Below are 17,440 nucleotides of genomic sequence, written 5' to 3'. Positions count from 1 at the left end.
CCCCGCCTCGGTGCCCGCTCCGTCCCCTCTCCGAAGGAAGCGCCTCTCGTGACAAAGCCGGTCGTCCTGATCGCCGAAGAACTCTCGCCCGCCACCGTGGACGCGCTCGGTCCCGACTTCGAGATCCGCTCCGTGGACGGCACCGACCGCCCGGCGCTGCTCGAGGCCCTCGCCACGGCGCACGCGATCCTCGTGCGCTCCGCGACGCAGGTCGACGCGGAGGCGATCGCCGCGGCCCCCTCGCTCCAGGTGATCGCCCGCGCCGGTGTGGGCCTGGACAACGTCGACATCACCGCCGCGACCGCCGCGGGCGTCATGGTCGTGAACGCGCCGACCTCGAACATCATCTCGGCCGCCGAGCTCACCGTCGGCCACATCCTGAGCCTCGCCCGCCACATCCCCGCCGCGCACAGCGCGCTCGCGCAGGGCCTCTGGAAGCGCTCGAAGTACACGGGCGTCGAGCTCTACGAGAAGACCGTCGGCATCATCGGCCTCGGCCGCATCGGCGCGCTGATCACCGCGCGCCTGCAGGCCTTCGGTGTGAACGTCGTCGCCTACGACCCCTACGTGACCAGCGCCCGCGCGCAGCAGCTCGGCGTCACGCTCCTCTCCCTGGAGGAGCTGCTGGCCGAGAGCGACTTCATCACGATCCACATGCCGAGGACCCCCGAGACGACGGGCATGATCTCGGACGATCAGCTGGCGCTGATGAAGCCGTCGGCGTTCATCGTGAACGTGGCCCGCGGCGGCCTCATCGACGAGGACGCGCTGCACCGCGCGCTCGTCGCGAAGACCATCGCCGGCGCCGGACTCGACGTGTTCGTGAAGGAGCCGCCGACCGGATCGCCGCTGCTCGCCCTCGAGAACGTGGTCGTCACTCCGCACCTCGGGGCCTCGACCGACGAGGCGCAGGAGAAAGCCGGCGTCTCGGTCGCCCGCTCGGTGCGCCTCGCGCTCTCGGGTGAGCTCGTGCCGGACGCCGTGAACGTCGCCGGCGGCGTGATCGACGAGTACGTGCGCCCCGGCATCCCGCTGGTCGAGAAGCTCGGCCAGGTCTTCTCGGGCCTCGCGGACTCGCCGGTCACCTCCATCGACGTCGAGGTGCGCGGCGAGCTCGCCGGCTACGACGTGAAGGTCCTCAAGCTGGCGGCTCTCAAGGGCGTGTTCACCAACGTGGTCTCGGAGACGGTGTCCTACGTCAACGCGCCGGTGCTCGCGGAGCAGCGCGGCATCGAGGTGCGCCTGATCACGGAGCCGGTCTCGGACGAGTACCGCAACGTGATCACGCTGCGCGGCGCGCTCTCGGACGGCTCGCAGATCTCGGTCTCGGGCACGCTGACCGGCACCAAGCAGGTCGAGAAGATCGTGGCGATCAACGGCTACGACGTCGAGGTCCCCCTCGCGAAGCACCTCGTCGTCATGAGCTACGTCGACCGCCCCGGGATCGTCGCGGTCTACGGCCGCGAGTTCGGCGACGCCGCGGTCAACATCGCGGGCATGCAGATCGCGCGCACCGAGGCGGGCGGCAAGGCGCTCTCGGTGATCACCATCGACTCTCCCGCCCCCGACGGCCTGCTCGAGAAGGTCCGCGTCGCGATCGACGCCGACCTCATGCAGGAGATCGACATCACCGAGCAGTGAGCACGCGGCGGTTCGCTCAGGTCGACGTCTTCGGCGCCGCGCCGTTCCGGGGCAACCCGGTGGCGGTCGTCGTCGACGGCGACGGCGTGGGCGACGCCGCGATGGCGGAGTTCGCGCGCTGGACGAACCTCTCCGAGACGACCTTCCTCCTCCGCCCGAGCGACCCCGCGGCCGACTATCGGCTGCGGATCTTCACGCCGGGCGGGGAGCTGCCCTTCGCCGGGCACCCGACCCTCGGGAGCGCGCACGCCTGGCTCGCGGCCGGAGGGACGGCCCGCGCGGCGGGGGAGCTCGTGCAGGAGTGCGCCGCGGGTCTCGTCCGGCTGAGGGTGACGGAGGAGGGCATCGCCTTCGCCGCCCCGCCCCGCCGGCGGACCGGGCCGGTCGACGAGGCGACGCTCGAGCGGGTGGCTGCGGCTCTGCGGATCCCGCGCGCGGAGATCCTCGACCACGAGTGGGTCGACAACGGTCCCGGCTGGCTGGCCGTGCGGCTCGCGTCGGCGGAGCAGGTCCTCGCGCTGCGGCCGGACCAGGCTCTCCTCGCCGGGCTCCCCGTCGGCGTCGTGGGCGAGCATCCGGCGGGAGGCGAGTGCGCGGTCGAGGTGCGGGCGTTCATCCCCGACGCCGGTGTGTCCGAGGACCCGGTGACGGGGAGCCTCAATGCGGGGATCGCCCAGTGGCTGATCGGCAGCGGCGTGCTGCCCGAGCGCTACACCGCGGCCCAGGGCGCGGAGCTGGGCCGAGCCGGGCGCGTGCGCGTCGAGAGCACGGACGGCGCGATCTGGATCGGCGGCGCGACGGTGACCCTGATCGACGGGGTCGTCGAGCTGTAGCGGGTCCGCCGGGGCGGCGCGACTCAGCTCCCGAGGAGGCGCTGGACGACCGCGAGGACGTCCTCGGCCTCGCCGCGCGACGGCGAGCCCGTGGGGAGCAGGGCGGAGTTGTAGTAGAGCCCGTCGCTCATCAGGACGATCGCCCGGGCGACGAGCGGGTCGCCCACGGCGTCGGCGACCACCTCGTTCCAGCTGTCGTGGATCCGCGCGAGGCCGCCGCTGGCGCGCTCGTCGTGCCCCTGCGCGATGCGCGACACGGCGAGGATCGTGCGGTCGAAGGCCGAGTCGGCGGCGAAGGAGGTGCGCAGCAGGTAGGCGACCACGCCCTCGGGAGCGGCGAGGCTCTGCGCGACGTCCGCCTCCCGCCGCGCGTCGAGGCGCTGCAGGAGCCCGTCGACGAGGGCGTCCTTCGAGGGGAAGTGGTAGAGCAGCCCGCCCTTGGAGACTCCGGCCTCGCGGGCGACGGCGTCGAGGGTCGCGGCGCGCTCGCCCTGCTCGATGAGGAGCTGCTCGAACGCGTCGAGGACGCGGTCGCGGGCGGGGGCAGGAGGCACGGCGACCATCCTACGGCGGATCAGTGGCGACTGTACCGGCTGGACGGTATACTCTCTCCGTTCTCCTCTGAAAGGTCGTCCCCGTGTCCGCGCGCACCGCTCCCGTCTCCACCCACGACACCGCCGGCGCCGCCGACCGGGTCGGGCGACGCGCCTGGGTGGCGCTCGCGGTGCTGATGCTCCCGGTGCTGCTGGTCTCGGTCGACAACACGGTGCTGAACTTCGCGCTCCCCTCGATCGCCGAGGATCTGGGCCCCTCCGGCACCGAGCTGCTGTGGATCGTCGACGCCTACCCGCTGGTGCTCGCGGGCCTGCTGGTGGCGATGGGCAGTCTCGGCGACCGCGTCGGGCGGCGGCGCCTCCTGCTGGTCGGCGCGGTCGGCTTCGCCGCCGTCTCGGTCGTGGCCGCGTTCGCTCCCACCGCCGCGGCGCTCATCGGCGCCCGCGCGGCACTGGGCTTCTTCGGCGCGATGCTGATGCCCTCGACGCTCTCGCTCCTGCGCAGCGTCTTCCCCGACCGCGACCAGCGCCGCCTCGCGATCGCGATCTGGGCGACCGGCTTCGCCGTGGGCTCGGGCATCGGCCCGCTGGTCGGCGGCGTGCTGCTCGAGCACTTCCCCTGGGGGTCGGTGTTCCTGCTCGCGGTGCCCGTGCTGCTCCCGCTGGTCGTCCTGGTGCCGATCCTGGTGCCGGAGTCGCGCGACCCGCAGCCCGGCCCGGTCGACGTGGTCAGCATCCTGCTGTCGCTGGCGACCATGGCGCCGGTCGTCTACGCGGTGAAGTCCTTCGCCGAGCACGGGATCGACGCGGTCGGCGTCGCGGCGCTCGTCGTGGGCGTCGTCTCGGGAGTTCTGTTCGTCCGCCGCCAGCAGCGCCGGGCCTCGCCGATGCTCGATCTCTCGCTCTTCCGCCGCGGCTCGTTCAGTGCGGCGATCGTGGTCAACCTCCTCAGCGTCACCGCGCTGGTCGGCGGGCTCTTCTTCCTCTCGCAGCACCTGCAGCTCGTGGTCGGGCTCTCGCCCCTGGAGGCGGGCCTCGTGCTCGTGCCGGGCCTCGCCGTGATGATCCTGGCCGGGCTCGGCGTGGTGCCGATCGCGCGCCGCGTCGCTCCGCGCCTCGTCGTCCCGGCCGGACTGCTGGTCTCGGCCGTCGGGTACATCCTGCTGGCCCTCGGCAGCGGGGCGCCCGGAGGAGCGTCCGCGCTCACCGTCGCCGTCGCCTTCGCGTTCCTCGGCCTGGGCATCGGTGCGGCCGAGACGGTGTCGAACGAGCTGATCCTGGCCAACGCGCCCGCCGACAAGGCCGGTGCGGCCTCCGCCGTCTCCGAGACCGCCTACGAGCTCGGTGCCGTCCTCGGCACCGCGACGCTCGGCACGGTCCTCACCGCCGTGTACCGCGGGGGAGTCGTGCTGCCCGAGGGCCTCGACGCCGCGCAGGCGCAGCGGGCCGGGGAGACCCTCGGCGGCGCCGTCTCGGTCGCCGGCGAGCTGCCCGCCGACTCCGCCGCGAGCCTCGTCGCGTCGGCGAGCGCGGCGTTCGACTCGGGCGTCGGCTGGTCGGCCTGGCTCGGTGTCGTCCTCGTGCTGGCCGCCGCCGCGGTCGGCGCCTGGCGCCTCCGCCGGAGCTGACGCTCCTCCTCTCCTCCCGAGGGAGGCCGCCCGGGACGCGCAGCGCCTCCCGGACGGCCCTCGCCAGCCCGACGGGGGGCGCGTGCCCCGGACCGCGGCGCGGGCGGGCCGCGAGTACGCTGGGGGGACTCCGACCCCGTACGCCTGAGGACCGCCATGCCCCGCACCGTGAAGCTCGCCGTCATCCCCGGAGACGGGATCGGGCCCGAGGTGACCGCCGAGGCCGTCAAGGTCCTCGACGCCGTCACCGCCGACTCCGACCTGGTGCTCGAGACGACCACCTTCTCGCTCGGCGCCGCCCGCTACCTCGAGACCGGCGACGTCCTCACCGACGAGGACCTCGCGGCGATCGCGGGGCACGACGCGATCCTCCTGGGCGCCGTCGGCGGAGCACCGGGGGACCCGCGCCTCCGGGACGCGAACATCGAGCGCGGGCTGCTCCTGCGGCTGCGCTTCGAGCTCGACCACTACGTCAACCTGCGGCCGACCCGTCTCTACGCGGGCGTCCCCTCGCCGCTCGCGGCTCCCGGCGAGGTCGACTTCGTGGTCGTCCGCGAGGGCACGGAGGGGCCCTACGTCGGTACCGGCGGCTCGATCCGGCAGGGCACCCCGCACGAGGTCGCCAACGAGGTGTCGGTCAACACCGCCTACGGGGTCGAGCGCGTCGTCCGACACGCGTTCGAGCTCGCCCGCACGCGCCGCTCCCGGCTGACGCTCGTCCACAAGACGAACGTCCTCGTCTTCTCCGGCTCGCTCTGGAAGCGGATCGTCGACGAGGTGGGGGCCGCCTTCGAGGACGTGGCCGTCGACTACCTCCACGTGGACGCCGCCACGATCTTCCTCGTGACCGACCCTGCTAGGTTCGACGTCATCGTCACCGACAACCTCTTCGGCGACATCCTGACCGATCTGGCCGGCGCGATCAGCGGCGGCATCGGACTCGCGGCCTCGGGCAACATCAACCCCGACGGCGCGTTCCCCAGCATGTTCGAGCCGGTCCACGGATCCGCGCCCGACATCGCAGGACGGCAGCTCGCCGACCCGACCGCCGCGATCCTCTCGGCCGCGATGCTGCTGGACCACCTCGGCCGGAGCGACGAGGCCGCCCGCGTCACCGCGGCCGTGACCGCCGACATCGAGTCGCGCGACGGCACCCCGCGCTCCACGGCCGCGATCGGCGACTCCGTCGTCGCCCGCCTCCGCTGATCCCCCGCAGAAGGACACCACCACGATGAGCACCGACTCCGCCCCCGCCGACCTCGCGTTCGAGGTGACCGCCGCCCCCGCGCCCCGCTCCGCCGAGGAGCGCGCCCGGATCCTCGCGAACCCCGGCTTCGGCATGCACTTCACCGACCACATGGTCGGCCTCCGCTGGACCCGCGCGGACGGCTGGCACAGCGCCCGCGTCGAGCCCTACGGCCCGCTCGCGCTCGACCCCGCCGCCGCCGTCCTGCACTACGCGCAGGAGATCTTCGAGGGGATGAAGGCCTACCGCCACGAGGACGGCTCCGTCTGGACCTTCCGCCCGGAGGCGAACGCGCGCCGCCTGCAGCGCTCGGCCCGCCGTCTCGCGCTGCCGGAGCTCCCGACGGACCTCTTCGTCGAGTCGCTGCGGCAGCTGATCGCGGTCGACGGCGACTGGGTCCCCTCGGAGCCGGAGACCAGCCTCTACCTGCGCCCGTTCATGTTCGCGCAGGAGGCGTTCCTCGGCGTGCGCGCGGCCGAGGACGTCGGCTACTACGTGATCGCCAGCCCCGCCGGCGCCTACTTCTCGGGCGGCGTCGCCCCCGTGTCGATCTGGCTCTCCACCTCCTACGCCCGGGCGGGCAAGGGCGGCACGGGAGCGGCGAAGACGGGTGGCAACTACGCCTCCTCCCTCCTCCCGCAGCAGGAGGCCTACAGCCACGGCTGCGCGCAGGTCCTCTTCCTCGACTCGCAGGAGTCGCAGTGGATCGAGGAGCTCGGCGGCATGAACGTGGTGCTGGTGAAGAAGGACGGCACGCTGGTCACCCCGGAATCGGACTCGATCCTCGAGGGCATCACGCGCGACAGCGTCCTGCAGCTCGCCGAGGACCGCGGCCACCGCGTCGAGCGGCGCCGCGTGAGCATCGACGAATGGCGCGACGGAGTGGCCTCCGGCGACGTGGTCGAGGTGTTCGCCTGCGGGACCGCCGCCGTGATCACCCCGATCGCCGAGCTCAAGGGCGAGGGCTTCTCCGTCGGCCGCGAGAGCGCGCCCGCCGGGGAGCTCACGATGTCGCTCCGCGAGGAGCTGACCGGCATCCAGTACGGACGCCGCGAGGACACGCACGGATGGATGACGAGGCTGGACGCATGAAGATCGCACGATTCGCCACGCAGCGCGACGGGGACAACGGGGGAGCGATCCACTTCGGGATCGTGGACGAGGACGACCTGGTCGTGCTCGCCGGCGACCCGATGTTCGCCGGGTTCGACACCACGGGGGAGCGCATCCCGATCGCGGAGGCGAAGCTCCTCGCGCCGGTGATCCCGCGCTCCAAGATCGTCGGCATCGGGAAGAACTACGCCGACCACGCGGCCGAGATGGGCGGCGACGCCCCGGCGGAGCCGCTGGTGTTCCTCAAGCCGAACACGTCGGTCATCGGCCCGGACGAGGCGATCGTCCTCCCCGAGGACAGCCAGCAGGTGGAGTTCGAGGGCGAGCTGGCGATCGTGATCGGCGCCGTGGCCCGCAACGTCCGCGCGGAGGACTACGAGGACGTGGTCTTCGGGTACACGATCGCCAACGACGTCACCGCACGCGACCTCCAGCGCTCCGACGGCCAGTGGGCGCGGGCGAAGGGCTACGACACCTTCTGCCCGCTCGGACCGGTCATCGAGACCGAGTTCGTCTGGAACGAGAGCGCGATCGAGACCCGCGTCAACGGGCGCGTGCAGCAGTCGGGCAGCACCGGCGACATGATCCACGGGGTGCCCGAGCTCGTGGCCTACGTCTCGCGCATCTTCACGCTGCTCCCCGGGGACGTGATCCTCACCGGGACGCCTGCCGGCGTCGGGCCGATCGCGAACGGGGACACCGTCGCGGTGGACGTCGAGGGCATCGGCACGCTGTTCAACCCGGTGGTCGTCCGGCGCTGAGCCCGGGCCCTCCTGCGCGGAGGGACGAGCGCCTCCGGCCCGCAAGGATCCTCGGATCCGGCGGGCCGGACGCGTCCGAGCGGGACGTCAGTCGGCGCTCGCCGGGTCGCTGCCGACCGCGCCCTCGGTCTCGTCCGGCAGGTCGGCGTCGCCGGAGACGGTGTCCCCTCCGCTGTCGCCGTCGGTCACGGCGTCCGTGACACCGCGGTCGATCGCGGTGCCCCCGGGAGCGGCCCCCGCGGCGGAGGCGTCGGCCGCGTCCTCGCCGGGCAGCACCGTCTGCGCGCCGCCGGTGTTCGGGGCGGCGTCGCCGCCGGATCCGGGAAGGTCCTCGTTCACGTTCTGGTCGGCCATGTCGGCTCCTCTCGTCGGGGCTCCAGCCCAGCACGCGACGGGCCCCTCCGCAGGACGTTGACAGCGCGGGGGCGAGGGGGCAGAGGCGGGCCGTGAGGCCGGGCGACGCGCCTTCACCGTGCTCCCCGGCGCTGTCAAGCGGACTGCCTCCGGGGCCGTCTGGTCGTAGCGTCGAGCTATGAACTCCTCCCGCACCGACTCCGTCAGCCGCATCGCCCGGGAGGACTTCGGCTGGTCGTCGCTGCTCCCCGGTCAGCGCGAGGCGATCGAGTCGGCCGCCTCCGGGCGCGACACGCTGCTGGTGCTGGCGACGGGCGGCGGCAAGTCCGCGGTCTACCAGATCGCCGGAGCCGAGCGCGGCGGCGTCGTCCTGGTCGTCTCCCCGCTCGTCGCCCTGCAGGCCGACCAGCTCGCCGCGATCGAGGCGGCTCCGGCGGCCCCGCCCGCCGTCGCGATCAACTCCTCCCAGGGCGCCGCGGCCGTCGCCCGCGCCTGGGACCGGATCGACGAGGGCGGCCCGCTCTACGTGCTCCTGGCGCCCGAGCAGCTCGCCAAGCCCGAGAACGTGGCGCGTCTGGCGGCCGCGGGAGTGTCGCTCCTGGTCGTCGACGAGGCGCACTGCGTCTCCTCCTGGGGCCACGACTTCCGCCCCGACTACCTCCGCCTGGCCGATGTGCGCGGCGAGCTCGGAGACCCGCCGGTGCTCGCGATGACCGCCACCGCCTCCGGGCCGGTGCGCGACGAGATCATCGAGCGCCTCCGGATGACCGACCCCGAGATCCAGGTGCACGGCGTCGACCGTCCGGAGATCCGGCTGGTGGTGCACCGCCACGAGAGCGAGAACGAGAAGCGCGCCGCCGTGGTCGAGGAGGCCCGCAGCTGGACGGCTCCGGGCCTGGTCTACGTCGCCACCCGCAAGGAGACGGAGGCCTACGCGGCCGACATCGCGGCGGAGGGGCGCCGGGTCGCGGCGTACCACGCCGGACTCAAGGTGTCCGAGCGCAAGGTCGTGCACGAGCAGTGGCGCGCTGGCGAGCTCGACGTCGTCGTCGCGACCTCGGCCTTCGGGATGGGCATCGACCGGGCCGACGTCCGCTTCGTGCTGCACGCGACGACCACCGAGTCGCTCGACGCGTACTACCAGGAGATCGGCCGCGCGGGCCGCGACGGCGAGCCGGCGACGGGCGCGCTGCACTACCGCGCCGAGGATCTGGGTCTCCGCCGCTTCTTCGCCAAGCGCTCGGTCGACAAGGCCGCGCTGCGCGTGATCTGGGCGGCCGTCTCGGAGCAGCCGGGGCTCGACTCCGCGGCTCTCGCGAAGGAGCTGGGGAAGCCGGCCCGCACGATCGCCCGGATCGTCAACGATCTCGCGGACGCGGGGCTGGTGGAGACCGGCTCCGGTCTGCGCGGGACGCGCGAGGCCTCCGGCGACGAGGCCGTGCACGCGGTGAAGGAGGCTCTGGCCTCCCGCGAGCGGATCGCGGAGTCGCGCCTGTCGATGATGCGCGCGTACGCGGAGACCAGCCAGTGCCGCCGCCGAGTCCTGCTGGACTACTTCGGCGTGGAGTCGGCCGAGTGGTGCGGCAACTGCGACGGCTGCGAGCGGCACGAGGCGAGCGGAGAGACCGTCGAGGCGCCCGTGGACGCCCCTCTGAGCGTCGACGAGTCGGTGGAGCACCGCGAGTGGGGCGCCGGCACCGTGATGAGCGTGGAGGCCGACCGGGCGACGATCTTCTTCGAGTCCGAGGGCTACAAGGTGCTGTCGTTCCAGGCGCTCGAGTCCGGCGTCCTGCGCGAGCACGAGCACGCCTCCGCCTGACCCCGGCTCTCCGCGCCGGCCGATCGCCGCTCGCGGGACGCCGCTCCGGTACGGCAGGCACGGCGTGCCGTGCACCGGAGCGGCGTCCCGCGGAGGGGTCAGACCTTCGAGACGGCCGAGCTCACGTCGGTGGGCTTCTCGTAGTCGCCGTCCGGGATCGCACGGAGGGCCTCGAGGACGTCGCCGTCCGCGCCCTCCTTCTCCGCGGTCTCGACGATCGTGTCCTTCGAGGCGGGGTAGTCGATGCCCGAGAGGTACTTCTGGATCTGGATCGGGTTGGGTGCGTCCATCGTGCTGTCCTTTCGTCGCCTTGCTGAGTGTTACGAGTGCTCTTCGGCGAAGAGCCGGTCGAAGGCGTCGACGCGCCGGTCGGTGACCGTCGTGGGCGTCTCGAGGTGCACGGCGCCGCTGGGCACGAGGCCCGCGCCGCCGAAGCGCTCCATGACGCGCCACTGCGCGGCGACGTCCTCACCGCTGTGCTCCGGGGGCAGCTGCTCCCAGAAGTCGAAGCCGCCGACGGCCAGGAGGGCGTCGCGGCGGTAGAGGACGCACGCGCCCAGCCAGGCGACCCGGTACGCGCGCCAGGCGCCCTCCGGGACGTCGAGGCGGGCGGCGACGTGCGTGAGATTCGCCGCGTTGTGCAGCGGCCAGCGCTCGAACTCCGGGGTTCCGCGCCGCACCCGCTCGGGCTCCACGCGCTCCTCCCAGGTCTCGAACGACTCGGTCTCGTGCGGGCGCACGTCCTCGAGGTAGGACAGGCCCTGCACCGCGGAGCCGACGAAGCCGCAGTCGAGGCGCTCGAGGGCCTCGTGCAGCCGCGAGAGCGTGCCCGGCTCGAGCCACACGTCGTCGTCGAGGAAGAGGACGGCCGGGGCGGTGGCGAGGGAGAGGAGGTAGTGCCTCTGCTCCGCGAGCCCGCGCCGGGGCAGGTGCCGGCGCACCACCGGAGCCCGGCCCTGCGCCTCCAGCACGCGCAGCATCGCGAGGATCGTCGGGTCGCTCTCGGCGACCGCGTCGTCGGACTGGTCGCTCACGATCACGCGGAAGGGCGGGTCGTCCTGGGCGGCGAGTCCGGCGAGCGTGGCGGCGAGCTCGGCACGGCGGCCGACCGTCGGCACCAGTACGTCGATCAGCGGCTGCCGGGGAGCCTCCGGGACCCCCCAGCGCCCGGACCACCGGCGGCTGGTCACGGCGCGGCCGATCGGATGCGCTGGACCATCTCGGTCGTGGAGTGCTCCGAGACGTAGCCGACCGTGGTGACGACGCCCCCGTAGGAGCGGACGACGGCCGCCTCCGCGAGCATGTCGGGGTTGTAGTCCCCGCCCTTCACGTAGACGTCGGGCTGCACGCGCTCGAGCAGCGGGATGGGGGTGTCTCCGCCGAAGAGAGTCACGTAGTCGACGCAGCCCAGCTCGGCGATCACGCCCGCGCGGTCGCCCTCCGGGTTGATCGGCCGTCCTTCGCCCTTCAGCCGCCGGACGGAGTCGTCGTCGTTCACCGCGACCACGAGCACGTCGCCGAGCTCGCGGGCCTGGCGGAGATACGCCGTGTGGCCGCGGTGCAGGACGTCGAAGCAGCCGTTGGTGAACACCACGCGGCGACCGCGGTGCGACTGCTCCGCGAGGACCTCGACGAGGGCGTCCTCGCCGAGCACGACGGCGCCGGGAGCGGCGAGGGAGGCGAGCAGGTCGTCGCCCGAGCAGACGGAGGTGCCGGGGCGCTGCACGACCACGTCGGCGGCGGCCTGCGCCAGATCGACGGCGGTGGCGAGGGAGCGGCCGGCGGCGAGGGCGAGGGTGGCGGTCGCGGCGAAGGTGTCTCCGGCGCCGGACGCCTGCTTCTCCTCCGCGGGCTGAGCGAAGGTGCGGCTGACCGTGCCGTCGGCGTCGAGCGCGGTGGAGCCGTCCCGGTCGAGGGTGACCACGACGTGCCGGGCGCCCGAGCGGGCGCGCAGGTCGTCCGCCGCGTCGCGCACGGCGGCAGCCCGCTCCGTCCCGCGGCCGAGGGAGCCGCCGAGCAGCCGCTCCGCCTCCTTGGCGTTCGGAGTGACGAGGTCCGGCCGGGCGAAGGCCCAGTCGGAGAGCTCGTGCGCGTCGACCACGAGGAGGCCGGGGCGCTCGACGGCGAGCAGGCGCTCGACGGCCTCGCGGAGGATCCCCGAGCCGTAGTCGCAGACCAGGACGGCGTCGGCGCCCGCGGCGGCCTCGGCGGCGGCACCGGCGAGCAGGGCCAGCTCGTCGTCGGCCGGGCGGTGCGGGCCGGAGTCGACGCGCAGCATCACGCTGTCGCCGCCGACCACGCGGGTCTTGATCGTCGTCGCGGCGCCGGTGCGGACGACCCGGGAGGTGTCCAGGCCGGCCCGGTCGAGGGCGCGCACGAGCCGGTCGCCCTCGGAGTCGCGTCCGGCCACACCGACCGTGCGGACGACGGCGCCCAGCGCGCGCAGGTTGGCGGCGGTGTTGGCGGCCCCGCCCGCGACGTCGACGACGTCCTCGAGCCGCAGGACCGGCGCGGGCGCCTCCCGCGTGACGCGCTCCGCCTCGCCGAGCCACCAGGAGTCGAGGATGAGGTCCCCGATCACGGCGACGACCGGTGGGCGCTCGTGGACGTGCGCCAGGAGGGCGCTCGCCCGCTGGAGCGCCGAGCCCTCGAGGCTCATCGCGCGCCTCCCGGCAGGACGGGCAGGCCGAAGTGCACGACCGTGGTGGTGGTCATCTCGTCGAGCAGCTCCGGGCCGTAGCCGAAGCCGGAGCCGGATGCTCCGCGGGGCTGGGCGCTGCCGCCCGGCGCTCCTCCGAAGACGCCGTTGACCTTGACTGTGCCGACCGGCAGCGTCGCCGCGGCGCGGTGAGCGTGCTCCATGTCGGCGGTGAGGATCGAGGCGGCCAGGCCGTAGGGGCTCGCGGCGGCCAGGTCCAGGCCCTCGTCGAAGGAGTCGACGACGCGGATCGGCGCGACGGGCCCGAAGGTCTCCTCCGTCATCACCAGCATCGACTCGGTGCAGTCGGCCAGGACGGTCGCGGGGTAGAAGGTGCCGTCCCCGGGAGTGCCGCCGGTGAGGGCGCGCGCGCCGCTGCCGAGCGCCTCCGTGACGTGCTCGTGGACGGCGTCGCGCATGCGGGCGTCGACGAGGCGGGGGAGCGGGCCCGCGCTCCAGCGGTCGGCCTCGGCGACCAGCGCCGCCGTGAACGCCTCGGCGATGTCGCGGTGCACGTAGATCCGCTCGACGGAGGTGCAGATCTGGCCGGCGTTGGCGAAGGCGCCCAGCGCGGCCTGCTCGGCGGCCCAGACCGGATCGACGTCGCGGTCGACGACGAGCGCGTCGTTGCCGCCGTTCTCGAGGATCACGTGCGCGCCGGTGACGGCGGCGACCCGGGCGAGCGCGCGGCCGGTGGCGGTCGAGCCGACGTGGGCGAGGACGTCGACGCCCTCGGTGCGCGCCAGCTCGTCGCCGACCGCCCCGTCGCCCTCGACCAGGGTCAGCACGCCCTCGGGCAGCGCCTCGGCGAGGATGCTCGTGAAGAGGGCGCCCGTGCCCGGACTGCGCTCGCTCGGCTTGTGCACGACGACGTCACCGGAGACGATCGCGGCGCCCAGGAGGCCCGCAGCGACGGCGACCGGGTCGTTCCACGGAGTGAGGGCGAGCACGACACCGCGCGGGTGCGGCAGGGCGAGATCGACGTTGAGCGCCCCTCCGCGCAGGCTCCTCCCGCGGTGCAGCGGGCCGAGCTCGGCGTACTGGAGCAGCGTGTCGACACCGGCGCGGACGCCGCCCAGGGCGTCGCCGGCGGGCTTGCCCGTCTCCTGCGTGTTGAGGTCGGCGAGCTCCTGCTCGCGCTCGGCCACGCGGTGGGCGGCGGCACGGAGCAGGGCGCCGCGCTCGGCGGGCGCGGTGGCGGCCCACGCGGGGAACGCGGTCCGCGCGCGGCGGACGGCGTCGGCGGCGGTCGTGGCGGGGGTCGTGATGTCGATGGTCACGGTCACCTCTCGGTCGGGGGCGCCCGCGGAGTGGCGGACGCATCCGTCCGGTACCCGGGTGGTGCGCGCCTAGACACGCCGCCTCGGGAATCCGCCCCCGGATCGGCGACGAGGGCTCGCCGCCGATCCGGTTTCGGATCGGTCCCGGCGGGGAAGTGGAGGAGTGCACCGTCCCCGGAGCGGCGCCCGCGCGCCCTCCGCACCTGAGAGGAACCCGTCGTGGTCGCCATCGCCCCCCTCCGAGAGCCCTTCGCCGGAGTCGAGAGGATCGCCGTCCTGCGCGGCGGCGGACTCGGCGACCTGCTGTTCGCGCTGCCCGCCGTCGACGCCCTCGCGGCCGCCTACCCGGGAGCCGATATCACCCTGCTCGGGACGCCCGCGCACCGGGTCCTGCTGACGGGCGTCGAGTCGCCGATCGCCGACGTCGAGATCCTGCCGGTGGCGCAGGGCGTCCGCGACGGAGAGGGGGAGGACCCCCGGGTCGTCGAGGACTTCACCGAGCGGATGCGCGCGCGCCGCTTCGACCTGGCCGTGCAGCTGCACGGCGGCGGGCGCTACTCCAACCCGTTCCTCCAGCGCCTCGGCGCGCGCCACACGGTCGGGTCGCGCACCGACGACGCCGCGGAGCTCGAGCGCACGATCCCCTACGTCTACTACCAGCACGAGATGCTGCGGGCGCTCGAGATCGTCGGGCTGGCAGGAGCGCCCGCGACACGCCTCGAGCCGGCGCTCGCCGTGGATCCGGAGCGGCGGGACCGCCTCGCCGCGGCGCTGCCCGCGGGCGGACCGCTGGTGCTGATCCACCCCGGCGCGACCGATCCCCGCCGCCGCTGGCCCGCCGCCTCCTTCGCCGCCGTGGCGACGGAGCTGCTGGCGGACGGCGCGCGCGTGCTGGTGGTGGGCGACGCCTCGGACGTGCCCGCCGCCGACGAGATCGTCGCCGGAGCGCCGGGAGCGGTCTCCTGGGCGGGCGTCGTGGACCTCCCGGACCTCGCTCCGCTGCTCTCGCTCGCCGACCTCGTGCTCGGCAACGACTCCGGACCCCGCCATCTCGCCGCCGCGGTCGGCGCTCCGACGGTCGGGATCTTCTGGGTGGGCAACGCGATCAACGCCGCGGCCCTCGGGCGGCAGCGCCACCGGGTGCAGCTGAGCTGGACCACGCACTGCCCGGTCTGCGGGCGCGACGCCACGCAGGTCGGTTGGACCGCTCCGCGCTGCGAGCACGACGTCACGTTCGTCGGCGACGTGCGCGTCGAGGCCGTGCTCGAGGACGTCCGCGGGGTGCTCGCCTCCACCCGCTGAACCGCGAGACGCCACCTCGGTACGCGACGCGCCGGGGCGTGCGAACCGAGGCGGCGTCTCGCGGAGGGGGATCCGGGGCGCGCCCGGATCAGCGGATCACGGCCAGGACGGCTCCTCCTCGTGCGTGATGACGAGCTCGCGGACCTCGCAGCCGCGCGGCTGGCCGAGGACGAACATGACGGCGTTCGCCACGTTCTCCGGGTCGTTCAGCAGCGCGTCCGGGCCCGGCTTGTACTGCTCGTCGCGGTCGTCGAAGAAGCGCGTCTTCATGCCCGACGGGATCAGCGTGGTCACTCCGATCTCGCCCTTGGTCTCGGCCGCGAGCGCGCGGGTGAAGCCGAGCACGCCGAACTTCGAGGCGCAGTACGCGGTCGCGTCCGAGACGGCCTTGATCGCGAGCGAGGAGGCGACGGTGACGACGCGGCCGTGGGTCTCGGTGAGGAAGGGCAGCGCCGCCCGGACGACGGCCGCGGTGCCGAGGAGGTTGACGGAGATGACGCGCTCCCACTCCTCCGGCTCCACGTCGACGAGGCGGCCGCAGCGGTCGATGCCGGCCGCGGTCACGACGGCGTCGAGCCCGCCGTGCTCGCGGGCGATCTCGACGACCGCCTTCTCGGCCTCGCGGGTCTTCGCGACGTCGACCTGGTAGGCGGCGACGCCCTCCTTCACCGACGAGACGTCGCGGTCGAGCACGATCGGGGTGCCGCCGGCGGCGGCGACCGCGGCGGCGACGGCCGCACCGAGCCCGGAGGCTCCTCCGGTGATCAGGACGCGGCCGATGGGGGTGGGAGTGGTGCTCATGGTTTCCTTCCGGGGGTGGTCTGCGGGCCTCGTGGGCCGCGGGTCAGCCGACGCGCGCGAGCGCGGCGGCGAGATGGGTGGTCGAGCGGCCCGGGTGGTACGGCACGGTCAGGACCCGGCCGCCCCAGTCCGCCACCGTCGCCGTCTCGGGGAGGGACTCGGCGGAGTAGTCGCCGCCCTTCACCCAGACGTCGGGGCGGATGCGGCGCAGCGCCTCGTCCGGCGTGTCCTCGCCGAAGACCAGCACGGCGTCGACGCACTCGAGCGCGAGCAGCAGGTCGACGCGGTCGTCCTCGGGGATGATCGGCCGCGCCGCGCCCTTGAGGCGCCGGACGGAGTCGTCCGAGTTGAGGCAGACGATCAGGCAGTCGCCGAGAGCGCGTGCGGCGGAGAGGGTGCGGGCGTGGCCGGCGTGGAGCAGGTCGAAGCAGCCGCCCGTCGCGACCACCGTTCCTCCTGCCGCGCGGACGGACTCGGCGACGCGCAGGGCGTCCACCCCGCCGCCGTGGAGGGGTGCGGGGTCGGCGGGAGCGGACAGTGAGGCGACCCCTCCCGCGAGGAGGTAGGCGCCGGCTGCGGCGACCGCCGCCTGCACCGCCTCCGACGTGCTCGCACCCTCGGCGAGGGCGACGGCGGCGGAGGCGGCGAACCGGTCGCCCGCGCCGCACGGGTCGGTGGGCGGCACGGCGACGGCCGGTGCGACGACCGGGACGCCGGCGCCGCGGGAGCGCAGCAGGGCGCCGGAGGATCCCATCGTCACGGTGACCGCACCGCAGCCCCAGCGCTCGAGGAGGGTGGTCGCGGCGGACTCGGCGCGCGTCACTCCGCGGCCGACGGCTCCCGAGAAGGCGGTGGCCTCGGCCAGGTTCGGGGTGGCGAGGGAGGTGGCGGCGACCGGCTGCGAGCCCCGCGGGTGCGGATCCCACACCAGCGGCACGGTGAGCGCGTCGAGCGCCGTGCGGAGCGACGGCTCCTCGGTCAGGCGGCGGCCGTAGTCGGCGACGATCACGGCGTCGGCGTCGGCGAGCGCGGCGAGCATCGCGTCGGTGACGCCGGGGACGGGCGGCGTCTCGCAGCCGCGGTCGATCCGCACCACGGCCTGGCCGGAGGCGGCGACGCGGGTCTTCACCGGCGTCGGCGCTCCCGAGGGCCCGGCGACCAGGCGGACGCCGGACAGCTCGGCGCGCAGCTCCGCCACGTCCGGATCCGAGTCCTCGGCGAGCGCGGTCACCAGCGTCACCTCGTGCCCGTCGCGGGCGAGCATCCGGGCGACGAGCCCGGCACCGCCGGCGCGGGCGCTGCGGGCCGACACGTCGACCACGGGGACGGGGGCGTCCGGGCTCAGCCGCTCGGCGGGTCCGGAGAGGTCGACGTCGAGCATCACGTCGCCGACGACGACGAGGCGCAGGC

Annotated in this window: 16 protein-coding genes; 8 read left to right on the top strand and 8 right to left on the bottom strand. The window is 74.3% G+C overall.

Features of this window, described 5'->3' with window-relative positions:
- The first annotated feature begins 48 nt into the window (after nt 1-48).
- Together serA and C5C54_RS06050 are read left to right on the top strand one after the other, a co-directional pair.
- Nucleotides 49-1,641 carry a phosphoglycerate dehydrogenase gene (serA, locus tag C5C54_RS06055; RefSeq protein ID WP_104223535.1) on the top strand — a complete coding sequence of 531 codons (1,593 nt, stop codon included), beginning with the start codon at nt 49-51 and terminating at the stop codon, nt 1,639-1,641.
- Nucleotides 1,638-2,474 carry a PhzF family phenazine biosynthesis protein gene (locus C5C54_RS06050; protein ID WP_104250145.1) on the top strand — a complete coding sequence of 279 codons (837 nt, stop codon included), beginning with the start codon at nt 1,638-1,640 and terminating at the stop codon, nt 2,472-2,474. Before serA ends, C5C54_RS06050 begins: the two co-directional genes overlap by 4 nt.
- A 23-nt stretch (nt 2,475-2,497) precedes the next feature.
- Here C5C54_RS06050 and C5C54_RS06045 read toward each other — a convergent pair whose 3' ends face one another.
- Nucleotides 2,498-3,037, bottom strand: coding sequence for a TetR/AcrR family transcriptional regulator (locus C5C54_RS06045; RefSeq protein WP_104239274.1), 540 nt, complete (start codon nt 3,035-3,037; stop codon nt 2,498-2,500).
- Between the two features lie 74 nt (nt 3,038-3,111).
- Here C5C54_RS06045 and C5C54_RS06040 point away from each other — a divergent pair, with 74 nt between their 5' ends.
- The 4 genes from C5C54_RS06040 (at nt 3,112) to C5C54_RS06025 (ending at nt 7,776) form a co-directional block, all read left to right on the top strand.
- The gene (locus tag C5C54_RS06040; RefSeq protein ID WP_258059394.1) at nt 3,112-4,656 is read left to right on the top strand and encodes an MFS transporter; all 1,545 of its coding nucleotides are present in this window, start codon (nt 3,112-3,114) and stop codon (nt 4,654-4,656) included.
- A 156-nt stretch (nt 4,657-4,812) separates the two neighbouring features.
- Nucleotides 4,813-5,862 (top strand): 3-isopropylmalate dehydrogenase, encoded by a 1,050-nt coding sequence (locus tag C5C54_RS06035; RefSeq protein ID WP_104223533.1) that lies wholly within the window; start codon nt 4,813-4,815, stop codon nt 5,860-5,862.
- A gap of 25 nt (nt 5,863-5,887) precedes the next feature.
- Nucleotides 5,888-6,994, top strand: coding sequence for a branched-chain amino acid aminotransferase (locus C5C54_RS06030; RefSeq protein ID WP_104247447.1), 1,107 nt, complete (start codon nt 5,888-5,890; stop codon nt 6,992-6,994).
- A complete protein-coding gene (locus C5C54_RS06025) occupies nt 6,991-7,776 on the top strand; it encodes a fumarylacetoacetate hydrolase family protein (protein WP_104247446.1) in 786 nt (261 codons plus the stop codon). The genes C5C54_RS06030 and C5C54_RS06025 overlap by 4 nt, the downstream gene beginning before the upstream one ends.
- Nucleotides 7,777-7,863: 87 nt before the next feature.
- Here the strand turns inward: C5C54_RS06025 and C5C54_RS06020 are convergent, their stop codons facing one another.
- The gene (locus C5C54_RS06020) at nt 7,864-8,130 is read right to left on the bottom strand and encodes a hypothetical protein (protein WP_104247445.1); all 267 of its coding nucleotides are present in this window, start codon (nt 8,128-8,130) and stop codon (nt 7,864-7,866) included.
- Nucleotides 8,131-8,308: 178 nt separating this feature from the next.
- Between C5C54_RS06020 and C5C54_RS06015 the strand changes: the two genes are divergently transcribed.
- A complete protein-coding gene (locus C5C54_RS06015) occupies nt 8,309-9,949 on the top strand; it encodes a RecQ family ATP-dependent DNA helicase (protein ID WP_104247444.1) in 1,641 nt (546 codons plus the stop codon).
- Between the two features lie 98 nt (nt 9,950-10,047).
- On the opposite strand, the gene C5C54_RS06010 is transcribed toward C5C54_RS06015, so the two are convergent.
- The 4 genes from C5C54_RS06010 to C5C54_RS05995 are packed head-to-tail and all read right to left on the bottom strand — an operon-like array spanning nt 10,048 to nt 13,927.
- A complete protein-coding gene (locus C5C54_RS06010) occupies nt 10,048-10,239 on the bottom strand; it encodes a DUF2795 domain-containing protein (protein WP_104223528.1) in 192 nt (63 codons plus the stop codon).
- 30 nt (nt 10,240-10,269) lie between these two features.
- Nucleotides 10,270-11,139, bottom strand: coding sequence for a glycosyltransferase family A protein (locus C5C54_RS06005; RefSeq protein ID WP_219812158.1), 870 nt, complete (start codon nt 11,137-11,139; stop codon nt 10,270-10,272).
- Nucleotides 11,136-12,608 carry a D-glycero-beta-D-manno-heptose 1-phosphate adenylyltransferase gene (gene rfaE2, locus C5C54_RS06000; protein WP_104272735.1) on the bottom strand — a complete coding sequence of 491 codons (1,473 nt, stop codon included), beginning with the start codon at nt 12,606-12,608 and terminating at the stop codon, nt 11,136-11,138. The genes C5C54_RS06005 and rfaE2 overlap by 4 nt, the downstream gene beginning before the upstream one ends.
- Nucleotides 12,605-13,927 carry an aldehyde dehydrogenase gene (locus tag C5C54_RS05995; protein WP_258063235.1) on the bottom strand — a complete coding sequence of 441 codons (1,323 nt, stop codon included), beginning with the start codon at nt 13,925-13,927 and terminating at the stop codon, nt 12,605-12,607. Before C5C54_RS05995 ends, rfaE2 begins: the two co-directional genes overlap by 4 nt.
- A 219-nt stretch (nt 13,928-14,146) precedes the next feature.
- Between C5C54_RS05995 and C5C54_RS05990 the strand changes: the two genes are divergently transcribed.
- Nucleotides 14,147-15,229: a glycosyltransferase family 9 protein gene (locus tag C5C54_RS05990; protein ID WP_104287962.1), complete on the top strand. Its 1,083-nt coding sequence runs from the start codon at nt 14,147-14,149 to the stop codon at nt 15,227-15,229.
- Nucleotides 15,230-15,325: 96 nt separating this feature from the next.
- Here C5C54_RS05990 and C5C54_RS05985 read toward each other — a convergent pair whose 3' ends face one another.
- Together C5C54_RS05985 and C5C54_RS05980 are read right to left on the bottom strand one after the other, a co-directional pair.
- On the bottom strand, nt 15,326-16,030 hold the full coding sequence (locus C5C54_RS05985) for an SDR family oxidoreductase (protein WP_104233229.1): 705 nt from the start codon (nt 16,028-16,030) through the stop codon (nt 15,326-15,328).
- Nucleotides 16,031-16,073: 43 nt separating this feature from the next.
- Nucleotides 16,074-17,438 carry a PfkB family carbohydrate kinase gene (locus C5C54_RS05980; protein ID WP_104287982.1) on the bottom strand — a complete coding sequence of 455 codons (1,365 nt, stop codon included), beginning with the start codon at nt 17,436-17,438 and terminating at the stop codon, nt 16,074-16,076.
- Nucleotides 17,439-17,440 lie beyond the last annotated feature (2 nt).

Source organism: Rathayibacter sp. AY1F2 (genome assembly GCF_002930885.1).
Classification (GTDB): domain Bacteria; phylum Actinomycetota; class Actinomycetes; order Actinomycetales; family Microbacteriaceae; genus Rathayibacter.
This window is presented reverse-complemented; position numbering and strand designations above follow the sequence as displayed.

Bases quoted from the DNA above. Each gene is read 5' to 3' on its own strand.
- C5C54_RS06045 (WP_104239274.1), bottom strand. From the start codon at position 3,037: ATGGTCGCCGTGCCTCCTGCCCCCGCCCGCGACCGCGTCCTCGACGCG.
- C5C54_RS05985 (WP_104233229.1), bottom strand. From the start codon at position 16,030: ATGAGCACCACTCCCACCCCCATCGGCCGCGTCCTGATCACCGGAGGA.
- C5C54_RS06015 (WP_104247444.1), top strand. From the start codon at position 8,309: ATGAACTCCTCCCGCACCGACTCCGTCAGCCGCATCGCCCGGGAGGAC.
- C5C54_RS06025 (WP_104247446.1), top strand. From the start codon at position 6,991: ATGAAGATCGCACGATTCGCCACGCAGCGCGACGGGGACAACGGGGGA.
- C5C54_RS06010 (WP_104223528.1), bottom strand. From the start codon at position 10,239: ATGGACGCACCCAACCCGATCCAGATCCAGAAGTACCTCTCGGGCATC.
- C5C54_RS06030 (WP_104247447.1), top strand. From the start codon at position 5,888: ATGAGCACCGACTCCGCCCCCGCCGACCTCGCGTTCGAGGTGACCGCC.
- C5C54_RS06035 (WP_104223533.1), top strand. From the start codon at position 4,813: ATGCCCCGCACCGTGAAGCTCGCCGTCATCCCCGGAGACGGGATCGGG.
- C5C54_RS06020 (WP_104247445.1), bottom strand. From the start codon at position 8,130: ATGGCCGACCAGAACGTGAACGAGGACCTTCCCGGATCCGGCGGCGAC.
- rfaE2 (WP_104272735.1), bottom strand. From the start codon at position 12,608: ATGAGCCTCGAGGGCTCGGCGCTCCAGCGGGCGAGCGCCCTCCTGGCG.